At 69.9% G+C, this 13,930-nt stretch carries 13 protein-coding genes; 5 read left to right on the top strand and 8 right to left on the bottom strand.

Annotated features, from left to right (window positions below; translation table 11 throughout):
- Positions 1–4: 4 nt before the first annotated feature.
- Positions 5–1,501, bottom strand: a complete 1,497-nt coding sequence (locus ABZ463_RS26015) for an FAD-dependent oxidoreductase (protein ID WP_362779860.1) — start codon at positions 1,499–1,501, stop codon at positions 5–7.
- 461 nt (positions 1,502–1,962) lie between these two features.
- On the opposite strand from ABZ463_RS26015, the gene ABZ463_RS26010 reads away from it, so the two are divergent.
- Complete coding sequence (locus ABZ463_RS26010) at positions 1,963–2,451, top strand: MarR family transcriptional regulator (RefSeq protein WP_352014574.1); 489 nt, start codon at positions 1,963–1,965, stop codon at positions 2,449–2,451.
- A 247-nt stretch (positions 2,452–2,698) separates the two neighbouring features.
- On the opposite strand, the gene ABZ463_RS26005 is transcribed toward ABZ463_RS26010, so the two are convergent.
- The 3 genes from ABZ463_RS26005 to ABZ463_RS25995 form a co-directional block, all read right to left on the bottom strand.
- A complete protein-coding gene (locus ABZ463_RS26005) occupies positions 2,699–3,796 on the bottom strand; it encodes a winged helix DNA-binding domain-containing protein (protein WP_362779858.1) in 1,098 nt (365 codons plus the stop codon).
- A complete protein-coding gene (locus tag ABZ463_RS26000) occupies positions 3,793–3,963 on the bottom strand; it encodes a hypothetical protein (protein WP_362779855.1) in 171 nt (56 codons plus the stop codon). The genes ABZ463_RS26005 and ABZ463_RS26000 overlap by 4 nt, the downstream gene beginning before the upstream one ends.
- Before the next feature lie 78 nt (positions 3,964–4,041).
- Positions 4,042–4,464, bottom strand: coding sequence for a VOC family protein (locus tag ABZ463_RS25995; RefSeq protein ID WP_352014577.1), 423 nt, complete (start codon positions 4,462–4,464; stop codon positions 4,042–4,044).
- Between the two features lie 110 nt (positions 4,465–4,574).
- Between ABZ463_RS25995 and ABZ463_RS25990 the strand changes: the two genes are divergently transcribed.
- Complete coding sequence (locus tag ABZ463_RS25990; RefSeq protein WP_362779851.1) at positions 4,575–5,561, top strand: WYL domain-containing protein; 987 nt, start codon at positions 4,575–4,577, stop codon at positions 5,559–5,561.
- A gap of 262 nt (positions 5,562–5,823) precedes the next feature.
- On the opposite strand, the gene ABZ463_RS25985 is transcribed toward ABZ463_RS25990, so the two are convergent.
- Entirely contained in the window at positions 5,824–6,423 is a 600-nt protein-coding gene (locus ABZ463_RS25985; RefSeq protein WP_362779849.1) for a TetR/AcrR family transcriptional regulator, read from the bottom strand.
- A gap of 129 nt (positions 6,424–6,552) precedes the next feature.
- On the opposite strand from ABZ463_RS25985, the gene ABZ463_RS25980 reads away from it, so the two are divergent.
- A complete protein-coding gene (locus tag ABZ463_RS25980) occupies positions 6,553–6,765 on the top strand; it encodes a hypothetical protein (protein ID WP_362779846.1) in 213 nt (70 codons plus the stop codon).
- Entirely contained in the window at positions 6,762–7,913 is a 1,152-nt protein-coding gene (locus tag ABZ463_RS25975) for an NAD(P)/FAD-dependent oxidoreductase (RefSeq protein WP_362779844.1), read from the top strand. Before ABZ463_RS25980 ends, ABZ463_RS25975 begins: the two co-directional genes overlap by 4 nt.
- A gap of 229 nt (positions 7,914–8,142) precedes the next feature.
- Here the strand turns inward: ABZ463_RS25975 and ABZ463_RS25970 are convergent, their stop codons facing one another.
- Together ABZ463_RS25970 and ABZ463_RS25965 are read right to left on the bottom strand one after the other, a co-directional pair.
- Complete coding sequence (locus ABZ463_RS25970; RefSeq protein ID WP_362779841.1) at positions 8,143–10,518, bottom strand: ATP-binding protein; 2,376 nt, start codon at positions 10,516–10,518, stop codon at positions 8,143–8,145.
- Positions 10,519–10,989: 471 nt separating this feature from the next.
- Entirely contained in the window at positions 10,990–11,259 is a 270-nt protein-coding gene (locus ABZ463_RS25965; protein ID WP_362780116.1) for a hypothetical protein, read from the bottom strand.
- Positions 11,260–11,540: 281 nt separating this feature from the next.
- Between ABZ463_RS25965 and ABZ463_RS25960 the strand changes: the two genes are divergently transcribed.
- Positions 11,541–12,641: a pentapeptide repeat-containing protein gene (locus tag ABZ463_RS25960; protein ID WP_352014583.1), complete on the top strand. Its 1,101-nt coding sequence runs from the start codon at positions 11,541–11,543 to the stop codon at positions 12,639–12,641.
- A 368-nt stretch (positions 12,642–13,009) separates the two neighbouring features.
- Here ABZ463_RS25960 and ABZ463_RS25955 read toward each other — a convergent pair whose 3' ends face one another.
- The gene (locus tag ABZ463_RS25955) at positions 13,010–13,831 is read right to left on the bottom strand and encodes an alpha/beta fold hydrolase (RefSeq protein ID WP_362780108.1); all 822 of its coding nucleotides are present in this window, start codon (positions 13,829–13,831) and stop codon (positions 13,010–13,012) included.
- Positions 13,832–13,930: the final 99 nt, after the last annotated feature.

Genomic DNA, 13,930 nt, shown 5'->3' with positions numbered 1-13,930 from the left:
CGCGTCACCGCACGGGACGGACGCCGACGCCGTCGAGGTAGGCCTCGACGGCGCCGAGTTCGGTGGTGCCGACCACGGCCGCGACGTATCCGTCCGGCCGGATGAGCGCCCACTGCTCGGGCGACAGCCCGTACGCGCTCCGGACGTGGCCTCCGGTGTCGCGGATGTCGCCGCCGACGACGTGGATGCGCAGGCCTTCGCGCGGTTCCGGGACCGGGGCGTCGCCGGGTTCGTAGCCGAGCAGGGTCCAGTGTGGTCCCTGGAACAGGCTGAACAGCCGTGTGGCGAGCCCGCCCGCGCCGGTGACGGGAGCGTCGGGCGCGCGGTCGCCGGACGCCACGCCCTTGTAGGGCTCCAGACCGGTCAGCGACAGGGACGAGCCCGGGTAGCCGACATCGAGCTGGGTCACCTCGCGGCCCCGGCGCATGTCGCGGTTCTTGGCCGCTTCGAGCAGCCTCTCGGACAGGCCGAGGACCGCCTCGGCGACCGGTCGGCGCTCCTCCTCATAGGTCGCCAGCAGCGACTCCGGCGCGCCGTCGAGCACGGCGGCGAGCTTCCAGCCAAGGTTGTAGGCGTCCTGGACACTCGTGTTCAGGCCCTGTCCGCCGGTCGGCGGATGGCAGTGCGCGGCGTCCCCGGTCAGGAGCACGCGTCCACGCCGGTAGGCGTCGGCCAGCCGGGCCTGCATCGTGAACACCGATGCCCAGGACACCTCACGGATCACGACGTCGTCTTGGCCGCCGCGCTCGTGGAGCAGGGCGGTGAGCCCCTCGGCCGAGAGGTCGACCTCCACGTCGAGGGGGACCGGGGCCATGTACTGGAACATGTCGGTGCCGTGGAGCGGGCACAGCGAGACGCTCCGCTCGGGCTTCTCCTCGCCCCAGCGGTGCCAGACGTGCGACGAGGCGCCGTCGACCCGCACGTCGGCCACGAGCGCCCGCACGTTGAGGGACTTCCCGCGGAACTCGATGCCCAGGGACTTGCGGACGAAGCTCGATCCGCCGTCGGCGCCGACCAGGTAGGCGGCCCGCACGGTCCGCTCCCCGTCGGGGGCGGCGATCCGCGCGGTCACGCCGTCGGCGTCCTGGTCGAAGCCAACGAGCTCGCAGCCGTACTCCGGGGCGTGACCGAGTTCGGTCAGCCGCTCCCGCAGCCGGCGCTCGGTGAGGAACTGCGGAACGAGCAGCGGGATCTGGTACGGCTCGGCAGGCGTCGGCTCAGGCAGGATCCCGGCGTGTTTGTCGACCGGCCCGTCGTGGGTGTAGGTGCGCAGGGGAGGATACTCACCCCCCGAGGCGACGATCCGGTCGATCACGCCGAGGTCCTCGAACACCTCCTCGGTGCGCGGCTGGATGCCCTTGCCGCGTGAGCCGATGAACGGGTGCGGCGCCTTGTCGATCAACCGGAACGCGATGTTCCTGCGGGCGAGATCGATGGCGAGGGTCAATCCCGCCGCGCCGGAACCACAGATGATCACATCAAGGTCTTCGTCGCGTGTCACGGTTCACCTCTCCGTCGGTGACGGTCGGCCGGGCAGCCATCCCGTCCGATCCAGATTTATGTGTATTTAGCACGGAGTATGTTCGGCAACCAGAGCGGTCGTCAAGCCCTCCCTTGTGGCCGACGCATCGTCCCGGCAGTGTTCCGGCCATCGGTAAAAGCGGTCTGAGCTGGCCTTTCGTAGGCTTGGCGCATGGAAGAAATCCCGATCCAAGTGTTGTGGTAGCGCTGGTGGAGAATTATGTGTGTAATGAGCGCATCTATCCGGAGGTGGCCATCCGTTCCCACGCCGGTCATGAGGTGACCGATCACCCGTCGCAGGAACGGCACGACCTCCGCCACGCCTCGCCACCCGCATCCGCGTCCCCGCCGGGCACCGTCGGCCTACCGGAGGCTGCCGGTATCCTCGCCTTGGCATCTCCCCGTCCGTCCGCAAGGGCACGTAAGGCATCGGTGGCGAGCATGGCTTCCCAACACCGCCGGCACATCGCGTTCCGGCGCCTGCACGAATCGCTCGTCGACCTGGTCGCGCTCATGAACCTGCCGCAACGCGACGAGGCCCTCATGGCCGAGGCAGGCATCGATCTCGACCGCTCGTTGTTCAAACTGATCGTCGGGATCCGGCGGTTCGGGCCGATCGGCGTGGTCGAACTCGCCGAACGGGCAGGACGCGACCACACCACCGTCAGCCGGCAGGTGGCCAAACTCGCCGAGCTCGGCTTGATCGAGCGGCGTCCGAACCCGGCGGACCGACGGGTCAGGGAAGCCGTGATCACCAGTGCGGGCCGTCGTGTCACGGACGCGCTTGAGGCGGCCAGGCAGAGGCTCGTCGGCTCCGCCTTCGCCGAATGGAGCGACCAGGACCTCGTCCAGTTCGAGCAACTGATGCGCAGGTGCGTCGACGACATGCTCGCCATGTCCGCGGCCGACAAGGAAGAGGGCGGTCAGTAGCGCCGCTCAGCCGAGTGGCCCCGAAACGCCTCCGAGCCGGCCGCATACCGGTTGCCGAACCTGCCCGAAGACACTCCGCCGGTCGACCTGGTCACCCTGGCCACGATCCGCAGGCGCATCGAGCACGACGACCGGGAACCGAAGACCGGTCAGGGCCGGGGCCGTCACAGGAGACGTCCTCATCACCAAGTGGACGTCTCGCGCTCCGCGGGCCAACGCGTTCGCGGAACCTCACAGTGGTTTGATCTCAGGGAACGGCGGCGAACTCCACGCGCCTGCTGTCTCCGTCGGACAGGAACGACGCCAGCGCCTGCCCCTGCTCGGCCACGCTGTCGCGCTCGGCTCGTGAGAGGCGGCGCAGTGGGCTGACCAGTACGGCGCCGCCCTCGACGTTCCAGGTCGCGGCGACCCGGCCGTCGACCAGCACGAAGCGGGCGCCGGTGACCGACAGGCCGCGGTGGGCGTCGTCGATGACGCGGGTGCGGTCGTGGTAGCCGAGGACGGCGTTGTCGAAGGCCGGCAGGAACCGTACCGGGGCGGGGACGCCGGGATCGGGGCGGGGCGCGTCGGGGAGATCCAGCAGGTGCCGGCCCCGCTCGTCGCGGAAGCCGACCAGCTCGTCCCGGATCGCGGCGACCGCCGCGGGCAGCCCGGCCAGGCCGCACCAGGCGCGCAGGTCGGCGGTGGCCGCGGGGCCGAACGCGGCCAGGTAGCGCCGTACCAGTGCCTGGCCGGCCAGGTCGGGGCCGTCCGGGGAGAGGGGGTCGACCTCGCGGCCCAGCCAGGCCGAGAGCGGAACGTTGCGCACCCCCGCCTTTCTGCGCCACAGGCCACGCGGCGGCATCTGCGCCATCGGGACCAGGGCGGCGACCAGCATCTCGCCCAGCGCCCGTGGCCCCGGCTCCGGCCAGCGCCCGGCCAGCGTCCGTGCCAGCTCGGCCATCGAGCGGGGCTCGCCGTCGGCCGTCACCGCCCGGCCCGCCTCCGCGAGTTCGTCGAGGTCCACCCCGGCGAGCTCACGACGGTAGGTCCCGAGCACGCGCCGGCGCAGCATGCCGTCGTGGCGCGCCCGCCAGGCCAGGACGTCCTCGGCGGCCAGGAGGTGGACGGTGCGGCGCATCAGGTGCGTACGCACCACACTCCGCCGGATCAGCAGGTCCGACAGAACCGCTGGGTCGAACCCACGCACCCGTGACCAGAGCCCCACGAACGGTTCCTGCGGTTCCTGCGCCTGCAGGCCACACAGATGCGTGACGGCGTCGAGGACCGGCATGCCGGCGCGATCGAGCAGCAGCTGCCGGGCGAGCGTCGCGCGGTTGAGCGCCCTGATGTCGAGAACGGTCATCGGATCTGGGCCTCGACGATGTCCTCGGTCTCGCTGTAGGAGTACACGTCGGCGGTGTCGATGACGTTTTCGTCGTGGTCAGGATTGCCGGCCCGGCCGAACATCATGGTGCCCGGGCAGTAGGGGCTGACCCGCATTCCGGTCCGCCCCAGCGGACGCGTTCTCATTCCGGCTGTCTCCTTCGGTTTCTTCGGTGGCCCCGGGGGCGTGGTGCGGGAGGCGCGCTCCCGCACCGCGTGTGACGTTCAGCCGTTGTACTCGCTCACGACGTCCACGACCCAGACGACGCCGAAGCGGTCCCTGAGCATGCCGTAGAGCGGGGCCCACTGCGCGGGCCCCAACGGCTGCACGACGGTGGCGCCCTCGGAGAGCTTGTCCCAGTACGCGGTGATCTCCTGCGCGCTCTCGCCACGCAGGGAGAGGAAGAAGGAGTTCTCGCCCTGGTTCCACGGCATCCGCGAGGGCACGTCGTAGGCCATCACGTGGAAGCCGTTGTCGGCGAGCACCTGACCCCACATCACCTGGTCGGCCTCCGCGGGGTCCTGCACGCTCCCGGCGTCCTTGTAGGTGACGACGGCGAGGTCACCGTCGAAAACGGACTGGTAGAACTCCAGCGCCGCGCGGGCGTCGCCACGGAAGTTCAGATGAGTCACGGACTTGACGGTCATATCGGCTCCTGATCATTGACTGTCGTCTCTGGCCGCCGTTGTCCGGCGCGAGACAACAGTCACAGATGAAGAGGACAGGTTGTGGCCGCTTCTCAGGGCAGTATGGGGCCATGCCGAAGACCTCCGCGCGACTGCTGGCGTTGCTCTCGCTGCTCCAGGCACGCAGGGACTGGCCGGGGGCACTGCTGGCCGAAAGGCTGGACATCAGTGCGCGTACCGTGCGCCGGGACGTCGACCGCCTGCGCGAGCTCGGCTACCCCATCGTGGCGACCAAGGGTCCCGACGGCGGCTACCGGCTTGAGGCGGGTACGGACCTGCCCCCGCTGTTGTTCGACGACGAGCAGGCCGTCGCCCTGGCCGTCGCGCTCCAGACCGCCGCCATGTCGGGGGCCGGCATCGAGGAGGCCGCGGTACGGGCGCTGAACACCGTACGACAGGTCATGCCCGCTCGGCTGCGCCACCGGATCGACACCCTTCGGATCACCACCGTCGAGCGGCCGGGCAGCCGGACGGACTCGCCGACCGACAGCGGTGTGATCATGGCGCTCAGCGCCGCGGTGCACGCCTGCCAGGTGCTGCGCTTCGACTACTCGCCGCACAGAGGAGACGACGGCGGCGAGTGGCCCCCGCCGCGCCGGGTGCAGCCGCATCACCTCGTCAGCCGGGGCGGGCACTGGTACCTCGTCGCCTGGGACCTCGACCGTGAGGACTGGCGCACCTTCCGTGCCGACCGGATCACCCCCCGCGCCCCGACGGGACCCCGCTTCACCCCGCGCGAGCTGCCCGGAGGCGACGTGGCCGCCTTCGTGAACGGCAGGTTCCGGGGCTCCGGCGGAGACTGGTCCTGCCACGGCGAGGTGATCCTCGACCTGCCCGCCGCCGTCGTGTCCCAGTACACCCACGACGGACTCGTCGAGGAACTCAGCCCGAACCGCTGCCGCCTCGTCCTGGGCTCGTGGTCCTGGGTCGCCCTGGCCGCCGCCATCGGCAGGTTCGACGTCGACTTCGAGGTGGTCGGCCCGCCCGAGCTCAGGGACGCCTTCGAGCACCTCGCCCGGCGCTACGCCGCCGCCGCGACCGGCCGCGCCCTCCCCTGACCGGGAGGAGAATCCCACCGCAGGACCTCTCAGGACCTGCCCGCCTGCGGCGAGGCACGCGCCCGGATCCAGGCCGCCGACGGCTACCCCACGCCGACCGATGCCCCCGCCTGCGGGCTTCCACCACGACGACGTACGGTGCCGCAGACCGCTGGGAGTCGGCTGGAGAGCCCGGTGGTGGATCCGGTCCTGCCTGCTCGGCGTCTCCTGGACGGCGGCCGGCTCGTCCGGCCGTCTCGGGGTGGAGGGGCGGGCCCGTCGGCTACGGCTGGGGGGCGATGTTCTGCCAGCCGCGGTCGAGGAGGTCGAAGGCGCTGGTGATGGCTTCGTCGGCGTCGTGGTGGTCGCGCACGGAGCTGGGCGCTTCGAGGGCGAAGTGGGCCAGGGCGGTGCAGGCGGGGTCGTCGGCGGGCAGGCCGCCGGCCTCGGCGATGGCCTGGGCGAGGGAGGTGGTGTGGCGCAGCCAGAGGGCCCGATGGTAGTCGCCCAGTGCCGGGGTGCTGTTGACCAGGTCGAGGAAGGCCCGAAACTCGGGGGTGCTGTTGGCGCCGGCCCGCCGGAAGCGCAGGGCGTGCTCGCGTAGCGCGGCCGGGATCGACTGGCCGGAAGGGCGGTCGCGTACGGCCGACAGCAGGCTCTTCTCGACGTCCTCGGCCTCGTCGAAGACGAGGGCCTCTTTGACGGGGAAGTGCTTGAACAGCGTGGTCGTGGACACGTCGGCGGCGTCGGCGATCTCGCGGATGCCCACGTCGTCGTAGCCGCGCTCCAGGAACAGCCGCAGGGCGGCGTCGGCGATGGCCTGGCGGGTGGCGGCCTTCTTGCGCTCGCGGCGCCCGATGGGAACAGGGCTGTCATCAAGCATGAAAGCAACCTACACCATTTATTGCTCAGGTCAAAAAGTTGACTTGTTGCACTTTTGAATCTGGTGTGGTTCTCTCGGTGCAGCGGTCGGCGGCCCTTGCCTCTCCACCGAAGCCCCTGGGAACAGGAAGTGATCCGCCATGCCCAAAACCGTCCCGAGCCCGCCCCGGCGCTCGCCGTGCCGATCTCCACCGGCGCCGTCCTGCGCGTCGTCGCCGCGGTGGCCGCGCCGTTCACCGTCGAAGCGCCGCTCGGCAAGGCACGCCCCCGTACGGGCCTGAACCCCTCTTCTCCCGTCACCACCGGCCGCCAGGCCGGACCACGAAACGGAGCACCACCATGAACACACCCCGCATCGCCGTCATCGGCGCCGGCCCCGGCGGCCTGACCTGCGCGACCATCCTGCAAAAGCACGGCATCGCCGTGACCGTCCACGAAGCCGACGCCGCCGCAGAAGTCCGCGACCAGGGCGGCAGCCTGGACCTGCACGCCGACAGTGGCCAGCTCGCCCTCAAGGAGGCCGGCCTGCTGGAGAGTTTCTTCGCCCTCAGCCGCCCCGAAGGGCAGGAGATGCGCCAGTACGACGCGACCTCGGGAGAGCTCGGCTTCCACCACGTCCCCGACGAAGACGAGGCCCACCGCCCCGAGATCGAGCGCGGCGTGCTGCGTGACATGCTGCTGGACTCCCTCACCCCCGGCACCGTCCGGTGGGGCCACGCCCTACGGGCCGTCGAAGGCCCCTCCGACGGCCCGCGCCTGCTGCGCTTCACTGACAGCACCACCACCGAAGCCGACCTCGTCATCGGCGCCGACGGCGCCTGGTCCCCGGTCCGAGCCGCGATCTCGGCCGCCCTCCCGCAGTACACCGGCATCACCTTCGTCGAGGCCTGGTTCCACGACGCCGACACCCGGCACCCCGACATCGCCGAGTTCGTCGGCAACGGCAGCGCCATCGCCGGCGACGGCGCGCGCGGCATGTTCGCCCAGCACAACGGCGGCGGCCACATCCGCGTCTACCTCATCCAGCGTCTCGCCCTCGACTGGCTCGCCCAGGCCGGTCTCACCCACGACGACACCGAAGGCATCCGCGCCTTCCTCCTGGACGCCTACCGCGACTGGGCGCCCGGCCTGCGCCGCGTCATCACCGACAACGACGGCCGCTACCTCCAGCGCCCCATCAACGCCCTGCCCGTTCCGCACATCTGGGAGCCCAGCCCCACCATCACCCTGCTGGGCGACGCCGCCCACCTCATGCCCCCGCTCGGACTCGGCGTCAACCTCGCCATGCTCGACGCCCTCGAACTCGCCCTCGCCCTCGCTCACAACCCCGTCATCGACGACGCCCTGCGCGCGTACGAGAAGACCATGATCCCCCGCTCCCGCCAGATGCAGACCGAACTCGACGGACGCGCCGCCGACCTCATGGCCGACGATCCCTTCGACGCCGAGGACCCGCAGGCCCACCTCAACGCGCAGGACAACCAGCCCTGACCGCCGGCGACATGAAGTCGCACGTTGTGAGTGATCACGAGAAAGGAGGCCCGGCGATGTCGGGACCGTGATCCAGGTCAGTGTCTGAGACCTGTCCCTGCCTGCTCTGGCGTGCGTCGCGGGCGACCGTGGGGGCGGAGCCCAAGAGCGCCCGTTCCGTCCGGGGACCAGGCCGTGGCCATGGAGTTTCCCCAGCTGGACGGCGTGGCGCCGTGAAAGAGGACGGCCGTCATGCTCCCTGCTCCGCGGGGGGCGGGCTGATGAGTGGCAGATGAAGGACGAAGCGTGCCCCGTGAGAGGGCGCGTTCTGGACGTCGAGGGTGCCGTGGTGGGCGTGGGCGATGCCGCGGGCGATGGCCAGTCCCAGTCCGGTGCCGCCGTGATCACGGCTGCGGGCGGTGTCCAGGCGGGTGAAGCTCTGGAAGATGTGGTCATACTCGGTTTCGGGGACTCCCGGACCATCGTCGGTGACGCTGAGCTCCGCCTTACCGATGGTGTGGCGTACCCGCACCACGATGCTGTGCGCGGCGTGACGCTGGGCGTTGTCGAGCAGGTTGCGCAGAATCCGACAGATCTGCGGGGGGACGACATCGACCATCACACCGGGGTGCGCGTCCAGGCGTACCTCGTGGCGGTCGCCGGTACGGCTGTGGATTTCGGCTTCGGCGAGTTCGGCCAAGTCGACGCGCTTGAAGGCGGTAGGCGGGTCGGCGCCGAGCCGGGCCAGCAGCATCAGGTCGTCGATGATGGCCTGGAGCCGGTTCACGTCGCGCAGCGCATGGTCGATCAGCTCGCCCAGGTGGGTCTGGTCGGGATGCAACTGTGCCTCCTCCAACTGCGCACGCAGTCCGGCAAGCGGGGTGCGCAGTTCATGGGAGGCATCGGTGGTGAACCGCCGCTGGAGTTCGAGCGACCGTTGCAGCGACGCGGTGGCACGTTCCAGTTCCAGGGAGATGGCGCGCTCGTGGGTGTAGCGGCGGGCGTTGTCGATGCACACCGCCGTACGGCTGACCAGCGCCTCGGCCAGGGAGACATCGTCGGCCTCGAACGGATCGGACGCCTGCCGCCGCGTGAACGTCACCACCCCCAGCACCCTGTCCTGGGCCAGCAACGGCACCGCGATGACCGAGGAGGCCGGTTCTCCGGTCACCCGCACCGGCCGGGCGCCGCCCGGATCCGGCCAGAGCACCGTCTCCCCACTCGCCAAACAGCGCGCCTGCTGGGAGGAAGGGAGGTAGCGCACCGGCTCGCCCGCGGCGACCGGGCTCACGTTCTCCTGGGCGCTCCGGACGGCGACCCGGCGCAGGCCGCCGGTGAGCGCCGCGGGCTCCTCACCGCGCGCGACGCCCTCGCTGAGATCGACGGTCACCAGGTCGGCGAACCGTGAGACGGTCACCCCGGTGAGTTCCTCGGCCGTCCGCACCACGTCGAGGGTCTGACCGATGTTCATGGCGGCCTCGCACAGCAACCTCAGGCGCTTGCGCGCCGCGGTGGCGAGTCTGCCGACCTCCGGTTCGCCGAAGAGGAGCAGCCACGGGGCGATGGGGGTGAGCGCCTCCCCCAGGGAGCCGGACGGCGGCCGTGTCTCGTCCTTCTCGCCCATGCCGAGCTCCACGTCGCCCATCACCGGAAGGTGGTCCGCGCCGGGCGCGATCCTCACAGGATCACCACCGCCTGCGGCGCTACCGTTGACGACAAGATCCACGTTCGCGGTGTTCTGGTGGTGTGCGACGGTCACCGACGGGGCCGTCGAACGGCCCAGCCGATCGTATGTCGACGTAATGAGGTCGTCGGCGAGGGACTGCCACCGGCCGCCCTGGATCCGGACCTGCGCCACGACGCCGACCATACCGGCGGGTTCCGGCCCAGGCAGGGCGCGCAGTGTGGCGTTACGGCCGTGGGACAGGGAGACCTCGACGGCCGCCCGTTGCCCGTACGCGATCAGCTCGGCGGCCTTCTCCTCCAGCGCGAGACGATCGCCGAGGGGGAGATCGCGGAGCAGCGAGTCGGCCTCCTGAGCGGGCAGGAGGTCGGGCAGGTCCGCGGTTCGCAGGTACGCGTCGAGCAGGGCGCGTTCCTGTGCGGTGCTCTGCTCCAGGAGCCGTTGTTCGATGGCCTCGGCCACCTGACGGGCGAACACGCTCATCGTCGGGTGCGCGTATTTGTTCAGGCACGAGATCGTCACCACACCGCGCGCGTGCCCCGTGAGCGGGTCGAGGATCGGGACACCGGTGGCGGTGAACGGCTGCATGCATCCGGCCAGATGTTCGAAGCCCACCACCTGCACCAAGCGTTTCTCACGCAGGGGAGTGCCCGCGGCGTTGGTCCCGAGAAGTGCTTCGGAGTACTCCACGCCCGGGAAGTGACACCTGGGGTCGAGCGCTCTTTTCAGCTGCAGATCACTCTCATAGCGCTGCAGCATTCTGGCCCGTTCGTCGGTGAGGAGCAGAGCCGTACCCGTGTCCGCGATCGCGACCCGGAACCGCTCGAACACCGGTCTGGCCACCCGGGCGAGGGTGCAGTCCACGTCGACCTCGACCGGATCGGCGAATTCGAGCCGCTCCGGGACGAGCCCGAGCTCCTGACACCTGCGCCACGACTTCAAGATGGCAGGCCGAACACTCCCCTCTGTCGACTGTCCCTCGTAGAACCGCTCAAAGACCCGCTCGGTGCGTGCGGCCATGCTGATCCCCCGAAACCTGCAGCCGACGTCGTTCCTGGCACACCTCTCCAAGATTAAATCGCCAGCATACATAGCAAATCGCGACAAATCCCCAAGTAAGACCAGGTCAGGGCAAATTTCTGTCCAGGCGGCCGCTACTCGCGGCGACCGGCATGGCCGGTGCCGCCGAGGGCGAACCGCGCGACGCGGGCCGGGCGCTCACTTCTCCGCTCACCTTGCCGCGCTGGTCCTCGACATCGGCAGGTTCTGCCGCGTCTGGCTTCAGCCCGACGCTCGACCGCCCCACCGCCTGAACCGCGGGGGTCCGCGAGCCCTCCGGCCTGCCTGCGCCGTTACGCGACCACGACCGGCAACCCCGTCATACGTTGATCCACTCAGCCGGACACCTCTGAATCAAGCCGCCTGCGATAGCGCGACTGCCACGGTTCCGGCGCGGGTGCGGTAGCCGCTGCGGCGGTTGGTGCGCTCGTCGGTCCGCTCGCCGTATCCGGCGCCGCACAGACTGTCGGCCTCGGCGATGGCCTTCCCCATGGATCGCAACGGATCCGGATCTCCGTCTCGAAGCTGCTGAGCCGGCCGGCCCGCGGGTCCACACCGTTCGGTACGGCCTTCGATCTTGATGTCGCGATCACGAAGGATCATGCGATGGCCGCCCTCATTCACGGCGCCACACCATCCAGCTGGGGAAACTCATGCACCATGTCCGTGGGCGCGACCTGAGCGACCGGAGTTCCCCGCCTGCTCTGGCACGAAATCTCAACGCCGAGCAGCCTTCGACGCCGACGAAAGCCGAGGCCCATTCAAACCCGGACGAGTGGAGCACCTCTGCTCCGAACCGTGCACCTTGATCGTCTTTTGGGCGACGCCTAGGCTCTCATGCCATGGAGATGGGAAGGCCGGACCGCGGCCGCCGACCGTGGCGCGACCGCCTGGTCAGGCGCCGTGTGATCACAGCCCTCCTGCTGGGGGCCACGGGGCTGGCGGTTCTGGGTACGGTGCTCGTCGTCCTGCCGGGTGAGTTGGTCGCCCACGACCTCGCCGGGGCAAGTGTCGCCGCGCAGGACCGGCTGAAAGCCGTGAACGACGTCCGTACGACACTCGTGCAGGCCGTCGGCGGCATGGTCCTGCTGTTCGGCGCGTACGCCACCTGGAGGCAACTGCGCGTCAGCCAGGACGGCTTGCGCGCCACCCAGGAGGGCTACGTCACCGACAGGTTCAGCCGGGCCGTCGACCAGCTCGGCAGTGACAAACTGGAGACGCGCATCGGCGGACTGCACGCGCTGTGGCGGATCGCAGAGCACTCCGCTCGCGACCGTGAGGCCGTCATCTCCATCAAAGCCGCCTACCTGCGTACGCACCTGCCATGGCCGCCCACCGGGCCGGAAGCACCGACGGCGGACACGCCCATCAACGACGTCGTGCCGCTGGAGGTCCGGGTGGCCGACGCCCAGGTGGCGCTGACCGGCCTCGGCGTGCTGTGCCGGCATCGAGAGCAGCCCTGGGTCAACCTCAGCATCACCGACTTGCGCCGGGCCGACTGCGACGGGCTCTGGCTGCCCGGGGTCAACCTGGATCGCTCCTGTATGGAGGCGGCGGGTCTGTACCACGCCAACCTGACGCAGGCCTCCCTCGTCTCGGTCAACCTGCGGCACGCCGACCTTAAGACCGCGATCCTGCGCCGTGCCCGCTTCGCCCTGGCCGACCTGCGAGGCGCACGGCTGGTCGAAACCGACCTGCGCGACGCGGACTTCACCGAGGCCGATCTGCGCGAGGTGAACCTGCGCAAGGCCGACGCGGGCGGCGCTGTCTTCCGCCGCGCCGACCTGCGCCTAGCCGACCTGCGGGGAGCCGACCTGAGCACGGCCGACCTTCTCCAGGCACGTCTGACCGGTGCGGTGGCCAGCGAGCGCACTCGCTGGCCCGTCGGCTTCGACCACGCGGCCGCCGGTGTCGTCCTCGCCGAGGATCCTGGCCCCGAACCCCTGCCCCTGCTTCAGCCGCCGGGGATAACGATGCAGCACCCGCCCCTGAGGTCCATGTCGTGACCGAGGGGCACGTTTGGAGGCTGGTGGGAAGATCCCGGCTGACGCTCCCCGGAGAAACGACGGCGATGGTCCACCGTTCATTTGAGTGAGGAACGTCTCAGGTGACGATCACGGCCGGCTCAGGGACTCAGCCCCGAACCTCGGTCTTCGTGTTTGGAGCGGGTGACGGGAACCGGACCCGCGCTGTCAGCTTGGGAATCGGTTGCCGGCCTTGAGGGGCTGAGCTGGGAAAGCAGGGGTGAAGGCCAGGGCTGGTCGAGTCTCCGTGGCTCCCTACCTGCTCTGGCACGCCCCTTCTGATCGGAAGGCCCCCAAATGATCTCTACGACGACTCGGGGTGGCTCGGCCCGACGGCTTGGAAGTCCCGGTCAGAGGCTGTCGAGGAACTCCACGAGCAGGCGGTTGACGTCGTCGGGGCGTTCCTGCTGGATCCAGTGGCCGCAGTTCAGGAGGTGACTGCCGGTGAGGTTGGGGAGCGTCTGCGGATAGGCGTCTATGGCGTCGGAGAGCCACATGGTGGAGGCGTCGCGGGTGCCGCCCAGGAAGAGGGACGGCTGCTTGATCGGGGAACTCGCGTACGTGGCCAGGTCCTCCCAGTCACGGTCCATGTTGCGGTAGCGGTTGAGGGCACCGGTGAAGCCCGTGCGCTCGAACTCGGCGGCATAGAAGTCGAGGTCGTCCTGCGTCAGCCAGGAAGGCAGCGCGCCGGTGGGGAAACGCTCGCGCAGTGTGCCGCCCTGAGCGACGAAGTGTGGGTCTGAGGAGTCCGCCGCAGTCATCGTGTCCGCCGACAGGGCGCTGTAGAACCCAGCGAGCCAGCCGCGCACGTCGGGCTCGATCTCGGCCTCGGCTCGTCCGGGGCGCTGGAAGTAGGAGACATAGAACTCTTGCTCGCCGCCCATTCCCGCGAACACTTCGCTTGGCCGAGGCCCGCCGGGCGGGGTGTAAGGGACGCTCAACAATCCGACCGCACGAAACACCTCGGGCTCAACGAGTGCGGACTGCGCTGCGATCGTCGCCCCCCAGTCGTGGCCGATGATCACAGCGGAGCTTTCGTCGAGCGCCCGGACCACCGACACGTTGTCACTGATCAAGTCGAGCATCCGGTACGCGGCGGGGTCCTGCGGCTTGGACGAACGCCCGTAGCCCCGTACGTCGAGCGCGACGGCCCGGTAACCGGCTGCCGCCAGCGCGGGTTGCGTCCACGGACGTGGTGTATGAGTTTCCCCAGCTAGATGGCGTGGCGCCGTGAATGAGGACGGCCATCGCGTGATCCTTCGTGATTGCGA

This window comes from Streptosporangium sp. NPDC020145 (assembly GCF_040631275.1).
GTDB lineage: Bacteria > Actinomycetota > Actinomycetes > Streptosporangiales > Streptosporangiaceae > Streptosporangium.
Note: the sequence above shows the minus strand (reverse complement) of the source record. Positions and strands in the feature narration are given on the sequence as shown.